This is a genomic window from Facklamia sp. P9177 (assembly GCF_050409585.1).
Taxonomy (GTDB): domain Bacteria; phylum Bacillota; class Bacilli; order Lactobacillales; family Aerococcaceae; genus Facklamia.
Map to the genome: position 1 here is coordinate 33,220 of NZ_JBNUPE010000005.1, position 17,313 is coordinate 50,532.

17 protein-coding genes are annotated in these 17,313 nt (G+C 36.8%); all 17 read left to right on the plus strand.

Translation table 11 applies throughout. The annotated features are described in order from the left end of the window. The first annotated feature begins 37 nt into the window (after nt 1-37). The 17 genes from ACQV18_RS03870 (at nt 38) to tyrS (ending at nt 17,152) form a co-directional block, all read left to right on the plus strand. Nucleotides 38-1,783, plus strand: coding sequence for a DUF4097 family beta strand repeat-containing protein (locus ACQV18_RS03870; RefSeq protein ID WP_428892610.1), 1,746 nt, complete (start codon nt 38-40; stop codon nt 1,781-1,783). Then, the gene (locus ACQV18_RS03875; protein ID WP_428892611.1) at nt 1,783-2,076 is read left to right on the plus strand and encodes a PspC domain-containing protein; all 294 of its coding nucleotides are present in this window, start codon (nt 1,783-1,785) and stop codon (nt 2,074-2,076) included. Before ACQV18_RS03870 ends, ACQV18_RS03875 begins: the two co-directional genes overlap by 1 nt. A gap of 122 nt (nt 2,077-2,198) precedes the next feature. After that, nucleotides 2,199-3,140, plus strand: coding sequence for an HPr(Ser) kinase/phosphatase (hprK, locus tag ACQV18_RS03880; RefSeq protein WP_428873183.1), 942 nt, complete (start codon nt 2,199-2,201; stop codon nt 3,138-3,140). Continuing rightward, the gene (gene lgt, locus ACQV18_RS03885) at nt 3,133-3,966 is read left to right on the plus strand and encodes a prolipoprotein diacylglyceryl transferase (protein ID WP_428875177.1); all 834 of its coding nucleotides are present in this window, start codon (nt 3,133-3,135) and stop codon (nt 3,964-3,966) included. Before hprK ends, lgt begins: the two co-directional genes overlap by 8 nt. Nucleotides 3,967-3,976: 10 nt before the next feature. After that, the gene (locus tag ACQV18_RS03890; RefSeq protein ID WP_428892612.1) at nt 3,977-5,029 is read left to right on the plus strand and encodes an NAD(P)H-dependent glycerol-3-phosphate dehydrogenase; all 1,053 of its coding nucleotides are present in this window, start codon (nt 3,977-3,979) and stop codon (nt 5,027-5,029) included. A gap of 1 nt (nt 5,030) precedes the next feature. After that, nucleotides 5,031-5,975 carry a thioredoxin-disulfide reductase gene (trxB, locus tag ACQV18_RS03895; protein ID WP_428873186.1) on the plus strand — a complete coding sequence of 315 codons (945 nt, stop codon included), beginning with the start codon at nt 5,031-5,033 and terminating at the stop codon, nt 5,973-5,975. A 141-nt stretch (nt 5,976-6,116) separates the two neighbouring features. Next, a complete protein-coding gene (locus ACQV18_RS03900) occupies nt 6,117-7,835 on the plus strand; it encodes a phospho-sugar mutase (protein WP_428875180.1) in 1,719 nt (572 codons plus the stop codon). 142 nt (nt 7,836-7,977) lie between these two features. Then, on the plus strand, nt 7,978-8,904 hold the full coding sequence (gene rapZ, locus ACQV18_RS03905; protein WP_428873188.1) for an RNase adapter RapZ: 927 nt from the start codon (nt 7,978-7,980) through the stop codon (nt 8,902-8,904). Continuing rightward, entirely contained in the window at nt 8,876-9,910 is a 1,035-nt protein-coding gene (locus tag ACQV18_RS03910; RefSeq protein ID WP_428873189.1) for a gluconeogenesis factor YvcK family protein, read from the plus strand. Before rapZ ends, ACQV18_RS03910 begins: the two co-directional genes overlap by 29 nt. 32 nt (nt 9,911-9,942) lie before the next feature. Next, complete coding sequence (gene whiA / locus ACQV18_RS03915; RefSeq protein ID WP_428892613.1) at nt 9,943-10,863, plus strand: DNA-binding protein WhiA; 921 nt, start codon at nt 9,943-9,945, stop codon at nt 10,861-10,863. 72 nt (nt 10,864-10,935) lie between these two features. Next, the gene (locus tag ACQV18_RS03920) at nt 10,936-11,352 is read left to right on the plus strand and encodes a single-stranded DNA-binding protein (RefSeq protein WP_428873191.1); all 417 of its coding nucleotides are present in this window, start codon (nt 10,936-10,938) and stop codon (nt 11,350-11,352) included. Nucleotides 11,353-11,537: 185 nt separating this feature from the next. Then, on the plus strand, nt 11,538-12,248 hold the full coding sequence (locus ACQV18_RS03925; RefSeq protein WP_428873193.1) for a response regulator transcription factor: 711 nt from the start codon (nt 11,538-11,540) through the stop codon (nt 12,246-12,248). Between the two features lie 2 nt (nt 12,249-12,250). Next, the gene (locus tag ACQV18_RS03930; RefSeq protein WP_428873194.1) at nt 12,251-13,663 is read left to right on the plus strand and encodes an ATP-binding protein; all 1,413 of its coding nucleotides are present in this window, start codon (nt 12,251-12,253) and stop codon (nt 13,661-13,663) included. A 61-nt stretch (nt 13,664-13,724) separates the two neighbouring features. Further along, nucleotides 13,725-14,813, plus strand: a complete 1,089-nt coding sequence (locus ACQV18_RS03935; RefSeq protein ID WP_428892614.1) for a hypothetical protein — start codon at nt 13,725-13,727, stop codon at nt 14,811-14,813. Nucleotides 14,814-14,941: 128 nt separating this feature from the next. Next, the gene (locus ACQV18_RS03940; protein WP_428873197.1) at nt 14,942-15,628 is read left to right on the plus strand and encodes an NAD(P)H-dependent oxidoreductase; all 687 of its coding nucleotides are present in this window, start codon (nt 14,942-14,944) and stop codon (nt 15,626-15,628) included. 10 nt (nt 15,629-15,638) lie between these two features. Then, the gene (locus ACQV18_RS03945; protein WP_428891961.1) at nt 15,639-15,818 is read left to right on the plus strand and encodes a hypothetical protein; all 180 of its coding nucleotides are present in this window, start codon (nt 15,639-15,641) and stop codon (nt 15,816-15,818) included. 65 nt (nt 15,819-15,883) lie between these two features. Next, on the plus strand, nt 15,884-17,152 hold the full coding sequence (tyrS, locus tag ACQV18_RS03950; protein ID WP_428891960.1) for a tyrosine--tRNA ligase: 1,269 nt from the start codon (nt 15,884-15,886) through the stop codon (nt 17,150-17,152). Nucleotides 17,153-17,313: the final 161 nt, after the last annotated feature.

A 17,313-nucleotide genomic window follows, 5' to 3' on the forward strand; every position in this document is an offset into this window, starting at 1 on the left:
AAGATGAAGAGGGTCAGTATAAATTAGGAGGATTATTATGAACGAGAAAGAAAGAATTATCGAATTAGTTAGACAAAAAATTATATCTATGGATGAAGCCTTAAGATTACTTGAAGCAGGTGGTATGGCAAACGATTCATCAGAACCTACTGAGGATAGCGCTAAGACAAAAGACACTAAAATTGAGAGCAAGACATTGGTAAAAGATGACCTCAACCGCCTGGTTCGTTCAATGGTAGATCAAGCAGTGAATGCAGGGACAAGTGTAGTGAAAGAAGTAGCTCAAGCAAGCAATCAAGTCGTTAAAGAGGTCAATGATTCACTGGAAAACCGTAAAGAAACAAAAGACAGACCTTCTTTTAAAGAACAGACCAGTGATCAAGAAGAACATGCTTCTTATCAAGCAAAGGCTGAAGCTTTTGAAACAAAAGGGCAGGCCATTCAGCAAGAAATTGAAGAGGTTAATGAGCGACTTCATCAATTTAATGAAGAAAAGATTATTATCCAACAGCGGTTAAGAGAACTAGAAATTCTGGCTGAAATTGAAGAACTGACCACTGAGATGAAAGATCAGGTCAAAGATTTTACCTTACAAGAAAGAGCGATTGACAGTGAAATTAAGCATTTAGAACAGCAAGTCGAAGGACTTTATGATCAGCAAGAGGATCTATATGAAGAATGTAAAGAAAATCAACAAGCTGACCCTGAATTTAAACGGTTTATTTCTAATTCCACCCAAGTTTTTACTGAGCAAGCGCACCAATTTAAAGAAGAAGCAAGCAGAGAAGGTAAACGCCTTGGCAAGCAAGTGAAGGATCTGATAAAATCCTCACTCAATAATTTCACCACTAAGGATGTTAATGTATCTTTCAATGTGCCTTGGATTAAGAGTCAAGTATTAGACCATACTTTTTCCTTTGATGGAGCAACTTTAACAGCGATGGATTTTAATGTATTAAATGGTGATTTACAAGTAGAATTCCATGAAGGCGACGACATTTTAGTAGAGGCTGCTATTAAGCTGATGGGTGGACAAGATAAGCTAACGGTTGACTTGTTCAAAGAAAAAGTAACTATAACCACCATTGAAAATAAATTGGTTTTTCATGTGGATGCTATGAATTTAGCTATGGATGCCAAGATCAGCTTGCCTCATAAGCTATATCATTCAGTTGTTTTAAATACCCTTAATGGAGATATAAGAGTCAAACAAATGGAAGTAAACAATCTAATCATTTCTAGTAAGCGAGGAGACATCCGTCTTGCTGATACCAAGGCAGATGAAGTGAATATTGACACAAAATTAGGAGATGTTAAACTTAAAAACATCTCAACTGATATATTAGGTTTGAATCTAGTCAATGGTGATGTAAAAATTAAAAACTCAACCATCCAAACAACTAGTCTTAAAAATATTAATGGAGACTTCCGAATTGTTGGACCAGTTGGTAATATTAAGGCCAGTACAGTTAATGGAGATTGTTACATTACTAAAAAAGATATCGAACCAGCTAACATTTCACTTTCAGCTGTTCATGGCGACCTTAAAGTCAGCTTACTAAAAGAACAGGCTTTCACCGCAAGAGGTAATCTCTCTGAAGGACAAATTAAGCATCGAATGTCTGGCTTAGACCGACAAGAAATTTTTGATGGTGGTAAATCATTTATATACAATCGTCCCGGTCATCTGGATCAGAAAGAAGTTCAGATTGATGCAAGTATTACCTTTGGAGATTTGTACCTAAAAGATGGAGATTCTGAGACAGGAAAGGAAGGTAAATAATGCAACGATTAACACGCTCATCATCCGATCGCCGCATTTTTGGTGTTTGTGGTGGTATAGCAGAATACTTTAATATTGATTCGACTTTAGTCCGTTTAATTTTTCTGATTGCTATGTTTTCAGCAGGAGTGGGTTTTTTCCCATACATTTTAATGGCGGTTATTATACCCTATGATTATCAAGTTGGCAAACCCTCTTTACGTCGTAAAGAAAAGAAATATTCAGAAACTAATTCTCATCAGGTGATTAAAGATATTACTCCTCAAGATGACGATAACTGGAGTGACTTTTAGAAAAATAAAACGAGCCCTCATCTTATTAGGTGAGGGCTCATTTTTAATGATAGCGCCATTTGCTAGTCAGAAGGCTCTTTCTATGATACCATTTTAGAGAAAAATGAATGGAGGATCGGACCGTGGGAAAATATGTGACAGTCCAAAAATTAACTGAAACTTTAGATGTGGAGATTGTCTATGGTCATGAACATGTCGATAAGAAAATTGTTTCCAGTGAAGTTTCAAGACCAGGACTTATTCTGGCAGACTTCAAAGAATTCTATCCGAGTGATCGGATTCAATTAATCGGTCGAACAGAAACAGCTTATTTAGATACCTTGACTAGCCAAGAACGTATTGAGAAATTCCGCTCTATCTGTCGTGAAGATACGCCTGCTATTGTAGTCGCTCGAAAAATATCTATACCTTCAGAACTTATTTTAATAGCTAAAGAACGTCAGGTGCCACTACTTTCAGCTCGTTCTCGTACTAGCCGGGTCTTGGCAAATCTAACCAATTATTTAGAAGGACAATTAGCAGAGCGTTTTTCAAAGCATGGAGTCTTTCTTGAAGTATTTGGGATGGGAGTCTTGTTAACAGGCACCTCTGGAGTCGGCAAATCAGAAACCGCTTTAGAGTTGATTCAAAGGGGTCACCGTCTAGTAGCCGATGACCGAGTAGAATTTTTTATGGTGGATGAGCTAACCCTAATTGGTGAAGCGCCGGAAATTCTACAAAACTTATTAGAAATTCGTGGCTTGGGAATTGTTGATGTAATGAGTCTTTATGGAGTCTCGGCCATTGTACGTTCTAAAAAGTTAGAATTAATTATCGAGATGGTATTAGATGATGGACAAATTGAATATGATCGTTTAGGGTCTGGTCAACAATACGACCGGATTTTTGATGTTCAAATCCCAAGAACGAGAATACCGGTAAAAACAGGACGGAACTTAGCAGCTATTATTGAAGCAGCCGCTATGAATTTCAGAGCCAACAGTATGGGCTTTGATGCTACAGATGCCTTTAATGCTAAATTAGATGCTTTGATCATGTCTAATCGTGAGGTGACTAATGATTAATTCTTTCGGCTCAATTTTTATGAAGATAGATCGCATCGCCTTTCATATTGGAAGTTGGCCTGTCTATTGGTATGGGCTAATCATTGGTTTCGGAATGTTATTGGCCTATTTCTTATATATAAGGGAAGTTAAACGTAAAGGGGCCGATCCAGATAAGGCCTTTGATCGCCTTTTTTGGGCAATTATCATCGGTTTTATAGGGGCTAGAATTTATTATGTAGCCTTTTCTTGGCAGTCCTATCAAGATAATTTGTTGAGTGTTTTTGCTATTTGGAACGGTGGTATTGCAATCTATGGCGGAATTATTGCGGGCTTTCTAACCTTAATATATTTTATTCGTAAAGATAATTTAAATGCAGCATTAGAAATGGACATGGCAGCACCTGCCTTGATGTTGGCACAAATTGTTGGGCGGTGGGGTAATTTTATTAACCAGGAGGCTTACGGAGGGATTGTGAGTCGCTCCTATTTAGAAAATTTAAGATTACCTACTTTTATCATTGATCAAATGGAAGTCCAAGGGCAATATCGTCAACCCACCTTCTTATTTGAGTCTTTATGGAACTTTATCGGTCTTGTTTTAATTATGACGATAAGAAGGAAGCGTTTCTTAAAAGAAGGAGAAGTCGCAAGCTTTTATGCAGTTTGGTACGGTATAGGTAGAGCTTGGATTGAAGGTTTACGAACAGATAGTCTTTATTGGGGACCTTTTAGAGTCTCACAAGTTTTTTCGTTAATTATCGTTGTAAGTGCTATTTCAATTATGATTTATCGAAGAGTCCACTTGACACTTCCCTTCTATAAGGAATCAGATATTGCAAGATAAGGAGAAAAAAATGAACATTACAATTCTAGGATCAGGTTCGTGGGGGTCTGCTCTAGCAAAAGTCTTATCAGACAATCAACATAGTGTTACTATTTGGAGCATTGATCCTCAGGTAGTTGATGAGATTAATCAACAACATACCAACTCGCATTTTCTTAAAGAATTTGAGCTGAATGAGACTGTTAAAGCAACGCTTGATTTAGTACAAGCCTTAAAGAAAGCAGAAGTCTTGCTTTTTGCAGTACCCACCCAAGCAATTCGTAAGGTTTCTAAAGAAGTAAATAATCTTTTGGTCAAAATGGAGCGACCTCCTTTAATTATTCATGTGTCTAAAGGACTTGAACAAAAAAGTCACTTGCGTATTTCTCAAGTGCTTCAAGAAGAGCTGACCACAGATCTTTACAGAGCTTTAGTCGTCTTATCCGGTCCTAGCCATGCGGAAGAGGTCGCACGCGAAGATCTTACATCCGTTACCGCAGCCAGTGAATCGCTAGAAGCTGCTGAAACTGTTCAAGAGCTCTTTATGAATAATTATTTCCGTGTATACACCAACACGGATGTGATAGGGGTTGAATTAGGCGCTGCCTTGAAAAACATTATTGCTTTAGGCGCAGGAATTCTTAATGGTTTAAACTACGGGGACAATGCTAAGGCCGGTTTAATTACACGGGGCTTGGCTGAAATATCGCGTTTGGGTATACGCTTAGGGGCAGACCCGCTAACTTTTCTTGGTTTAAGTGGAGTTGGAGACCTCATTGTAACTTGTACCAGCATTCATTCACGTAATTGGCAAGCTGGTAATTTGTTGGCTAAAGGCTTAACCGTTGAAGAAGTGACAGAAGAAGTCCAGATGGTGGTTGAGGGTATTTTTACTTGCCTGGCAGCTTATGAGTTGGCACAAGAATATCAAGTCGATATGCCAATTACTAATGGCCTCTATCAAGTTCTTTATCAAGGAGCGGATGTTAAAGAAGTGGTTAGTCAATTAATGAATCGCTCTGGCAAACAAGAAGCCTCTTTAGCCCAACACAATGAAGTGATCACCTCAGAGAAAGGAAGATAAGATGGAAGATACGATTGAAAAGACAATGATTAATGTCGATGTTGTGATAGTAGGCGCTGGCCCTGGAGGAATGACGGCAGCCCTATACGCTTCACGTGCCAATTTAAAAACAATTATTCTTGAGAAGGGTCTACCAGGAGGAGAAGTTAATAATACGGCTGATGTAGAGAACTATCCAGGTTTTTCTAAAATAGCCGGTCCAGAATTAGCTCATAAATTTTTTGAATCTGCTATGGAGTTTGGCGCGCAGCATTCAATGGAAACGGTGGTTGGAATTGACTTACATGACCAAGTAAAACATGTCATTACCAGCAAGAACATCTATGTAGCACCTGTTGTCATTATTGCTACTGGATCTCAGCATAGAAAGTTAGATATTCCAGGGGAAAATCTTTTAAGTGGTAAAGGAGTTTCTTATTGTGCTGTTTGTGATGGCTTCTTTTTCCGTAACCGCCACTTAGTGGTTGTAGGAGGGGGAGATTCGGCTGTCGAAGAAGGAATTTACCTCACTCAGTTTGCTGATAAAGTAACCATTGTTCACCGTCGAGACAGTCTTAGAGCTCAACAGATATTACAAGAGCGTGCTTTCAAAAATGATAAAATTGACTTCATTTGGGATACGACTGTTGAAGAAGTTATAGGTGATCAATCAGTAGAAGGCGTGTTCTTACGAAATAGAAAAACCGGCGAACGCTACACATATCCTTGTGAGGGAGTCTTTATCTACATTGGCTTAGTGCCGAACTCTTCGTTGGTTAGCCATCTAGATATTACGGATGAAGAAGGATGGATTATCACCAACGAAAAAATGGAAACGCGGATTCCGGGCATTTTTGCTGTAGGAGATGTTCGACAAACACATTTACGTCAAATTGCCACGTCTGTTGGCGACGGGAGTCATGCAGGCCATATGGCTTACCAATATATTCAAACCTTAGCAGACTAATTTTTATAATTAATCAGACTTAGCTATTTTTAAAGGTAAGTCTTTTTAAGAAATAACTAAAAACGTGGGAGATTAGTCAAATTTCTACTATTTTATCCCAATCATGATATAATAAATAACAATGAGAAAGGTGGCGAGAATATGCCTTGGCGTGAATTATATAAAAAATGGAAAAACAAAGAAAATCTTGACCAAGCGGTCAAGAAATCTCTAGAAGAACAAGCTGGCGATGAAACAAAAGATGCTTTTAATAATGTTTTAAGCTTTGGTACGGCAGGGATGCGCGGTATTATAGGAGCGGGCCCGAACCGAATGAATATTTATACAGTTAGACAAGCAACAGAAGGTTTAGCCATGTTAATCAATGAAGCAGGTCAAGAAGCAAAAGAGCGTGGTGTTGTTATTGCCTATGATTCGAGACACTATTCCCCCGAGTTTTCAATGGAAGCCGCTTTAGTCTTAGGTAAGCACGGAATTAAGGTTTATTTATATGAAAGCCTACGTCCAACACCTACCTTGTCCTTCGCTGTGCGTTATTTACATGCTTATGCGGGTATCATGGTAACGGCTAGTCACAATCCGGCAGAATATAATGGTTATAAGGTCTATGGTGAAGATGGCGGTCAAATGCCACCAGAAGATGCGGATAAGTTAACTCGGTTTGTACGGTCCATTGAAGATCCACTAGTCATTGAAGTAGGAAATAAGACGGAATTGTTAGGGTCAGGTAAAGTTGAAATTATTGGTGATCGTGTGGATCAAGCTTATCTAGCTGAGATTGCTAAAGTAACGATTGATTCTAATCTAATTGCTGAGATGGCAGAAGAAGTAAAAATTGTTTTTACTCCACTACACGGTACGGGAATGTATCTAGGGATGCAGGCTTTAGAACAAGCAGGGTTTTCTAACATCCATGTTGTTGAAGAGCAAGCAGAACCAGATGGAGGTTTTCCAACTCTTAAATCCCCTAATCCTGAATCGCCTGAATCATTTGACTTGGCTGAACAAATTGGGCGAAATATTGAAGCTGATATTCTTTTAGCAACAGATCCGGATGCTGATCGTTTAGGTGCGATGATTCGTACTCAAGAAGGAAATTATCAATTGCTATCAGGAAACCAAATCGCCTGCTTAATGTTGAACTATATGTTAAAAGCATACCAAGCCAAAGATCAATTACCTGAAAATGGTGTAATCATAAAATCGATTGTTTCAACAGATCTAGCAGAAGAAATTGCTAAAGCCTATAAGGTTGAGACGGTAGATGTTTTAACAGGTTTTAAATTTATTGCAGAAAAAATTAAACAGTACGAAGAATCAAAAGCGCACACCTTCATTATGGGCTTTGAGGAAAGTTTTGGCTATTTATTGAAGAGCTTTACACGTGATAAAGATGCTATTCAAGCCTTAGTAATGTTGGCTGAAATTACAGCCTTTTATAAAAAACAAAACAAAACCCTCGCACAAGCGCTAATGTCAATTTATGAAGAATATGGTTATTATAAAGAAAAAACTTTATCCATCTCTTTTACATCACTTGATGGAAAGCAAGAAATGGAAGCGTTAATGAATGAAACGCGGGCTAATCGCTTGACGGAGGTAGCTGGTATTCCTGTTGCCGAAGCCTACGATTATTTAAATAGTAATTTGATTTATGCAGATGGTAAACAATCCAGTCTTTCATATCCTAAATCCAATGTTTTAAAATATAAATTGAAAGACGGATCATGGATTGCCTTAAGACCAAGTGGCACAGAGCCAAAAATAAAATTATATATGGGCGCTAAAGCTGAAAGTGAACAGGCTGCAAATGACAAAATAGTGAGTTTAGAGGCCTTTTTGAATCAATTGATTAAGTAAGTTAAATCTCTGCTGAAATCTTTTTCTTTTTAAGAAAGTGGATTTCAGCAGCTTTTTTAGCTAAAAGATTCATAGATAGAGTAGAAATTAATTTGTGATATAATAGAGAGTAATAAATATTCACCAAGAAAAGAGGGAGACCATGTCAAATTTGGAATTAGTCATTATCACTGGGATGAGTGGTGCAGGCAAAACCGTTGCTGTTCAAAGTTTTGAAGACCTTGGATATTACTGCATCGATAATATGCCGCCAAGTCTTTTGCCAACCTTTTGGCAATTGATGCGAGAATCAGGTAAAATCACTAAAATCGCTATGGTAATTGATTTAAGAACACGGGAGTTTTTTGATGAGTTATCGGATATAATCGGTACGATGGATAATAATCAAGATGTTACTTCAAGAATTCTCTTTTTAGAAGCCAATGACCAAGAATTGGTTTCTCGTTATAAGGAGTCACGTAGACATCATCCATTATCACAAGCAAATGAAGTCTCAACATTGAGTGCGATTGCTAAAGAAAAAGAGTTATTACGCGATTTAAGAACGCGTGCTCAAATGATTGTAGACACTTCTGAAATGAAACCCAGACAACTAAGAGCTTATATTATGGAACATTTTGCTGAAAAGGAGCAAGTTACCTTTAGAATAGATGTAGTCTCTTTTGGTTTTAAGTATGGTCTTCCAATAGATGCAGATGTTGTCATGGATGTGCGTTTTTTACCTAACCCTTATTATATTCAAGATTTAAGAGGATTAACTGGAGTGGATAATGCGGTTTATGATTATGTTATGAGTCAACCGGAAAGTCAAATTTTTTATAATAAACTAATCGACTTATTAAATTATTGTGTTCCTGGCTATAAACGCGAAGGCAAAAGTAGGGCTGTGATAGCGATTGGTTGTACAGGGGGGCAACACCGTTCAGTGGCCCTAGCTGAAAGAATTGGCGAACATTTTACTCGCATGAATTATTGTACAAATGTTAATCACCGTGATATGGCAAAAAACCAAAACCAAGTATTAAAGAAGGTTGCTAGAAATGAATCAGATGCGTCAAGCTCGTTATAAAGTTGCGGTAATCGGTGGGGGAACCGGCTTGCCTGTAATTTTAAGAGGGCTAAAGAAATTAGATGCCAACATTACAGCAATCGTTACTGTTGCCGACGACGGAGGGTCATCTGGCGTTATTCGTGATTATATTAACGTTGTTCCACCGGGAGATATCCGTAACTGTATGTCAGCTCTTTCCGAAGCAGACCCAGTCTTACTTGAACTCTTTCAATATCGCTTTAACACGGATGATGATTTTTTAGCAGGCCATGCCATTGGAAATCTTTTGATTGCCGCTTTAAAGGAAATGAAAGGCTCACTGTCGGAAGCCATTGATATCTTATCGCAATTTATGAATATTAATGGTCAAATCCTACCAGCAGCTCCTGAACCATTAATTTTGCAAGCTTTATTTGAAGACGGAACGATTGCTGTTGGCGAGTCGAAAATAGCCCACCATCGTAAACGCATTCAAGAAGTTAATGTAATGACTATTGAAGGAAAACCTGCCGTTAAGGCTTCTTCAAGGGTTGTGGAAGCAATCATGGAAGCAGACTTAATTGTATTAGGTCCAGGCAGTTTGTATACTTCTATTTTGCCCAATTTAATGATTGATGAGATTGGACAAGCGATATCAAAAACCAATGCTCAGGTAGTTTATATTTGTAATATTATGACTCAATTAGGAGAAACAGAAAACTTTACGGATGCAGATCATATTGAAGTATTACATAATCATTTGGGAGTTCGATTTGTCGATACCGTTTTGGTTAATACTACAGAAGTTCCCAAAGAATATATTATCAATCAACCAAACAAAGAGTATCTGCTTCAAGTAAAACACGATTTCAATGGTTTGCGTCGTTTAGGATGTCGGGTTATATCTAGTGAGTTTTTAAGTATGAAAGAAGGCGGCGCTTATCATGATACGGATAAGGTTGTTGAAGAATTAGGGCACTTATTGAATAGTGTGCGTTTGCTTGATAAAAATAGTTCTGATTCAAATAAGCACTCAGTTTTATAAATGGACTAAATGTTGGTTAAGGAGAGAGTAGGATGACATTTGCAGCAGAAGTAAAAAAAGAATGTACATTATTAGAAGTTCACAAAGAGCATGCCAAAGCAGAATTAGCGGCATTGATCCGCATGAATGGTGCGGTTTCTATTTATCAACAAAAGCTAATTTTAAATGTACAAAGTGAAAATGCTGCAATCGCAAGAAGGTTATATACCTTACTCAAGGACTACTTTGATGCTGAAAGCGAACTGATTGTTCGGCGCAAAATGAAATTAAAAAAGAACAATGTCTATATTGTGCGCTGTCGTTATCATGTACAAGAAATTTTAGAAGATTTAGAAATTTTTGATCAATTAAGCCTCATCTCAAGAGTGGCTCCCGAAATAATGCAAAACGACCCAAAGAAGCGCTCTTATTTGCGAGGAGCCTTTTTAGCGGGAGGCTCGGTGAATAATCCGGAGTCAAACTCTTATCATTTAGAAATATACTCGAGTTATGAGGATCATAATGAAGATCTTTGTAAAATGATGAATGATTTTCATTTAAATGCAAAAACAATTTCTCGTAGAAACGGATATATCACCTACTTAAAAGAGGCAGAGAAAATCGCTGACTTTTTAGTAATTATTGGAGCCAATCGAGCAGTCTTAAAATTTGAAGATGTGCGGATTGTTAGGGATATGAGGAATTCAGTTAATCGCTTAGTTAATTGTGAAAACGCTAATCTTAATAAAGTAATTGATGCTTCGCAAAAACAAATTGCAGCTATTAAACGAATTGAAGCCAAAAAAGGATTGTCCTCTTTACCGGAAAAATTAGAAGAAATGGCACGTTTTCGTATTGAAAATCCAGATATGAGCTTAAGAGAGTTGGGAGAGCAAATTCCTAACGGACCTATTTCGAAATCGGGAGTTAATCATCGGTTGAGAAAAATTGTTGAATTGGCCGAAAAAATCTAAATAATATATTTGCTTAGCACTTTTAAACTTCTTTTTTGGTATTTAATATTAACACCATTAAGGAGGAATTATATGAATCAAGTAACTTTTGTTGGTAGATTATGTCGAGACATACAGTTAAAAGAGGTTGGCGATTCAGCGGCTGTTACTAATAATGTCATTGCAATCAAACGTCCTTTTCGCGATCGTAATGGTGAATCAGTGACTGACTTTATTCCTTTCGTCGCTTGGAACGGTTTGGCAAAATTGATTCACAAGTATGCATGCAAGGGGCAACGCATTGCTTTATCAGGAATGATGCAAAGTCGCAGCTATCTCAACGCTGAAAAAGAAGAAATTTATGTTATTGAATGTAATGCCAGCGAAATTACTCTCTTGGACAAGCCGAAATCTAAGGCGGTTTCTAATCAAGAGATGGAGATGAAGGCGGAAGATATGCAGGTGTCCCAAGAAACGATTCAGCAAGTGTTAAATGATATTTCAAATTGATTAGCTGTTTTAAAAAAGTTGCCGAGCAAATACTTGCTCGGTTTTTTGTTTTTATAAAATAATAAGCCCAAAAACTATAATTGTTATATACTACCTTGGACTGAGTGGAGAAGACCTAGTGTCTCTTATAATAAGATTTGTGTATAATAGAAAAAACAGTAGGTTCTTAAAAAGGGGGAAGCCAAATGAAAATATTAATGATTGAGGATAATGAATCCGTTTGTGAAATGATGGGGATGTTCTTTGAAAAAGAAAATTTTGAAGCAAGCTTTCATGGTGATGGAAAAGAAGGATTTGAAGCCTATCGGACGCAACCTAACATTTGGGACATTGTTATTCTGGATTTAAATCTACCTTCTATGGATGGAATGACCATTTGTCGCAAAATTAGACAGATTTCTAAAGAGACGCCTATTATTATGCTAACTGCTCAAGATTCTGAAAGCGACCAAGTGATTGGTTTAGAAATGGGCGCGGATGATTATGTAACCAAACCCTTCAGTCCCTTGACGTTATTAGCGAGGATGAAAGCTCTGCATCGAAGAGCACAAGTAGTTTCAGCTGATGCAGCTGTTAAAGAAGAAAATGAGTTTGATATTGAAACAAAAACTGTCAAAATCAATACTTCTACACGTGAAGCTTACTATCACGATAAAAAAATAGAGAGTTTAACACCTAAGGAATTTGATTTATTTGTAATGTTTGCTCAGCATCCTAAGCGAGTGTTTACCAGAGAGCAATTACTCAAGAGTATTTGGGAAGATCCCTTTTTTGGTGATGAAAGAACAGTAGATGCACACATAAAAAAATTAAGACAAAAAATAGAGCGTTATGGTTCCCAGTTGATTCAAACAGTTTGGGGAGTTGGTTATAAATTTGAAGAACTAGGTGATTAATTATGAAGTTCTTATGGCAGCAAATAATTGTTTTCTTAATAGTATTATTGACTGCCCTAACGGTTTCTGCATACCGTATCTCCGATTATATGGAAAAGAAGATCTATGAGGATCGTGAATTGCAGCTCTTGCGTTATGGTGAAAATATAGTTGATAATTATTTTTCGAGAGAAGATTTGGTTCGTGCATCCCAGTTACTGTCAAGTGAAAAAATAATTATCCAAGTGAATTTGTCCGATGGACGAATAATTTATCCTACTTATGATCAGCGCTTTGGTTCGAAGTTGAGTAAAGAAGATCTGGAACAGATTGCTAAGGGTGGAAATGTTGGTTTACGCTACTCACAAAGATACGTAGACCCAGACACGCAGTTACAAATGGCAACGGTCTACATTCCTTTGAAAGAAAATCAAGTAGCAGGTTTTCCTCCAGGTTTTATTAGTTTAGGGGCACCACTAGAAGATTTAGAAGAAAAAGTGACGGCCATGCAAGAAAAAGTATTATTTGCTTATTTATTAGCAGGTATTGCAGGCTTAGGGATGAGTGTTCTCTTTTCAATCTATCAGACTAATAAGTTAAAACAGCTGCGAAAAGCCAGTCAAGAAATTGCTTCTGGAAATTATGAAATTAAGGTGAATACCAAAGGTCAGGATGAATTTGCTGATTTATCTAAAGATTTTCAAAAGATGGCAGATTCTCTTGTTCAATATGAGTCGGAAGTTGAAAGACAAGAGACATTAAGGAAACAATTCATGATGGATGTAGCTCACGAAATGCGAACCCCTCTAACAACCATGAGTGGATTATTAGAAGGTTTACGTTACGATATGATTCCTGAAAATCAAGTGGATCGCAGTTTGGAACTCATCCACTCTGAAACGCAGCGCTTGACACGTTTAGTTAATGAAAATTTAGATTATGAACGAATACGTAACAAACAAATCAGCCTAAATAAAGTTTCTATCAATACCGAAGTTTTATTTGAAAATATAAAAACCCAATTACAAGTAAAAGCTAAAGAAAAGAATGATCAATTAGTTAGTCAAATTGCACCAGATTTCACTTTATGGGCAGACTATGATCGTATTACTCAAGTTTTGATTAATTTAGTAACCAATGCCATTCAATTTTCGCAAGATAGTGAGATTGTTTTAGAAGCTAAAATGGTAGACGCAGGTTCTCAAATAAAAGTGATCGATCATGGTATTGGGATTGACACCGATCAGATTCGTTCCATATGGGAAAGGTTTTATAAAGTTGATGTTTCAAGAAAAAACACAAAGTTTGGGGAATCTGGCATCGGTTTGGCTGTTGTCAAATCCTTGGTTGAAGCTCATAATGGGAAAATAGAAGTTGAGAGCGAACTCAATAAAGGGTCAGTTTTTATAATAACGTTGCCACGTCAAAACAAATAAGCTATAATGTACCCTTGTTAATGATAACTAACAAAACTGACATGATAAGGAGGACTATCGAGTGGGGAAAACTGTAAAAGGCATAATATCTATTGCTCTTATTTTAGGTTTAGTAGGAGTCATTACTTTGAACGCTTACGTAAATTCAAATTCAAAAGCTAATCTTGTTCAAAAGCCTAACCAAGAATTCACCAACATTTTGGACGATATTCAATCTCAAATTGATGAGCTATATTATGATGAAAACCAAGATTTCTTAAAAGAATCATTCCAAGTGGAAATGATAGACCCAATTAAAAAGAATATTAATAAGTTGAATGAATCAACGACTGTTAAGAATCAATATCTTGATCAGTTGAAAGAAATTGAAAAACGTTTCCAAGCACAAAATGAGGTCAATGACTTCTTTGCAGGAACCAAAGATGCTATCCGTGGAAATGAAGTGAATGAAGATTTAATGATCCGCGAAGGGCTCACTAAAGAAAAAGTGCTCAAGGTAAAAGAAGAATATTACTATGAAGAAATTGGAATTGATGAGCAGACATCGGATTCAAATCAAGAAGTAGAATTAGATGCTTTTCAAAAGGCGATTAATCTTCTGATTGATCAAGTGGAAGAAAGTGTTGTTGAAGGTGATGAACTTTTAGAACTTTTCAAAGATGTAGAAAAAATTGGTATCGTTGATGGTAATATTGGTAAAATAGCACAAGCTATGCGCAAATTCGATCAGCGATTATTAGAAGTCAAAGATTCACTTCCTTCTCTGTATAAAACAATGAATAAAAAAGCGGATACTTATACCCATAAAGTGATTAAGGAAGTGGCAAAAATAGCTAAAGATGTGCCACAATACTATCAACTCTTAGTTAGCTCTTTGGAACCATCTGAGCGTTTAAGTCAAGCTCTTGAAGATAATAAGGAACTTTTCGAAGGATCAGAGGAAACAACGGTTGAAGTAGTTGAAACAACTCAAAAGATAGCTGAAACTGTTGAGACTTCTAACGATTATTATTACGAGGAACCAGAAAACTCATGGACTAATCCAGAGCCAACACCTCCAAGTACAACTGTTCGACCAGGAACATCTGAACCAGTTGAATCGACACAAGTAATCGAGACATCTGAAGTTAATGACGATAATTATTACTAATATGCCTTTGATTTTTAATTAAGAAAAGCACTTCACCTTCAATTCATGCCTTTTATTAAAAGGTTATTTATTGGAAGTTGGAGTGCTTTTGTTAAAATAATTGGATATAAGAAATAAGGAGGAAAGATATGGATGTTTTATGCTTTATCGCCCATGATCAGCTAGCAAATTCTTCTAGCCAGCAATTTTTATTAGCTAGTGGCCAAGCGCTCACCCAAACAGACTACGTTGATTTAACGGCTGAGTGGCAAGACAAAGGTTTTTTTGATTCCAAACAAGAGCTTTTAAGAATGGCTGATTATGAGCGTATTTTATTTCAATTTCCTCTGTATTGGTATCAAGCACCGGCTATCTTAAAGGTTTGGATGGACCAAGTGTTTAATGATCAATTAAACTTTAAACAGACAGTGAAAATTTTACAAGATAAAGAATTTGGAATTGTATTAACGGTAGGTTCTAGACTCGAAAGTTTTCAACCAGGTGAACGAGCGGGAGTTAGTTTAGCGGACTTAATGTCACCTTATTATGCTTGGGCAAACGATTTTGCTATGAAGTATCGTCCACCTTTTATTATTTCACAATTTCATTATTTAACAGAAGAAGAAAAATATCATTTAATGATTGATTACGTGACTTATTTAAAAACAGGTCGACTTTATTTACTAGAAGATAAGGTGAATGTTTTGTTAGAAGAACTTGATCGACTAAAATTAAATTTAGACCCGCTTGATCAGCATATATATGACCAATTTATTCAGAAATTAATTGACCAAGCAGACGAGCTAAAAGAATTAGAACTTTTTGATGAGGAGTAGTAAAGATAATATGCAAAAAGCAAAGATGTTCCAAGTTCCTATTGAAAAATGGGCAGAAAGTTGCAAAGATTATCCAAGTCGTGCTGTTTTAAAGGTAGCTTTAGCTGTTTTGAAAGAGCAAGAGAAGAGGATTGAACAAAATAGAGACCAATTAGATGCTAATGCATGGAGTCCCAAAGCTTGGTCTTAGATAGGCTTGCAAGATAGTAGAATAGACTTTATACTAAAACGAAAGAACGAGTGGGAGTGAATGTGATGTCAATAATTGAAGATTTAAAGTGGCGAGGCGCTATCAATCAACAAACAGATGCAGAGGGTTTAGAGAAGCTATTATCTAAAAAAACGATTGCCTTATACTGCGGAGTAGATCCAACGGGGGATTCTATGCATATTGGGCATTTAATTCCTTTTATGGTTTTAAAGCGGTTTCAATTAGCCGGTCACCAACCGATTGTCTTGATTGGAGGGGCAACAGGATCGATTGGCGATCCTTCAGGTCGAACCAGTGAAAGAAGCTTACAAACAATGGAAGTAGTCCAAAAAAATGCTCAGAAGCTGACACAACAAATGGAAAAACTGTTCTTAAAAGGGGATTCGGCTGATAATACTTTCAAAATAATGAATAATTATGATTGGTTAAGTAAACTCTCTTTATTAGAATTTCTGAGAGATTATGGTAAACACTTTAATGTTAATACGATGTTGGCTAAGGATGTTGTAGCCAGTCGACTTGAGAATGGAATTTCATTTACTGAATTTTCCTACCAAATTCTTCAATCCGTTGATTTTCATTACCTCTTCCAAACACAAAATGTTCAATTACAAGTCGGTGGTGGTGACCAGTGGGGAAATATTACAGCAGGTTTAGATTTTATCCGTCGTATGGAAGGAACAGAAGCAGAGGCCTATGGTTTAACTATTCCTTTAATGCTTAAGTCAGACGGTACTAAATTTGGCAAATCAGCAGGAGGAGAAACTGTTTGGTTAGATCCAGAAAAGACGACTCCTTATGAATTTTATCAATTCTGGCTTAATCAAGCAGATGATGATGTTGTTAAATATTTAAAATATTTCACTTTCCTCGAGCAATCAGAAATTGAAGCTTTAGAAAAAGAAGTGGCTGAACAACCGCATTTAAGAAAGGGACAACGTCGTTTAGCTGAGGAAATCACACGGTTTGTGCATGGTCAAGAAGCATTAGAAGAAGCCGAAAAAATTACTCACGCTCTGTTTACCGGTAATGTGGGTAATCTAACTACTCAACAAATTGAAGCAGGATTTAAAAATATGCCGCATGCACTAGCGAATAAAGAAGCAATGAATATTGTAATCTGGCTAGTGGAGACAGGGATCGTTCAGTCCAGAAGACAAGCCAGAGAATTTGTTAGCAACGGTGCTATATTAATTAATGGCACAAAAGTAACTGATTTGGATTATGAAATCAGTCAAAAAGATGCCATTGGAGAACTTTATATTATTGTCAGACGCGGGAAAAAACACTATACACTGGTCACTTTAAAATAGCGGTTGGTTCAAAACATCCTTAGAAAATTTCTAAGGATGTTTTTATCTGTTCAAATGTTTCAATAAGGTTACAAGTCTTATACGATTCAACGAAAACGCCCTTTTTTGATGTTTAATGTGTTAATATCATTCTTGTTAAGAGAAAAGTATCAATAGATATA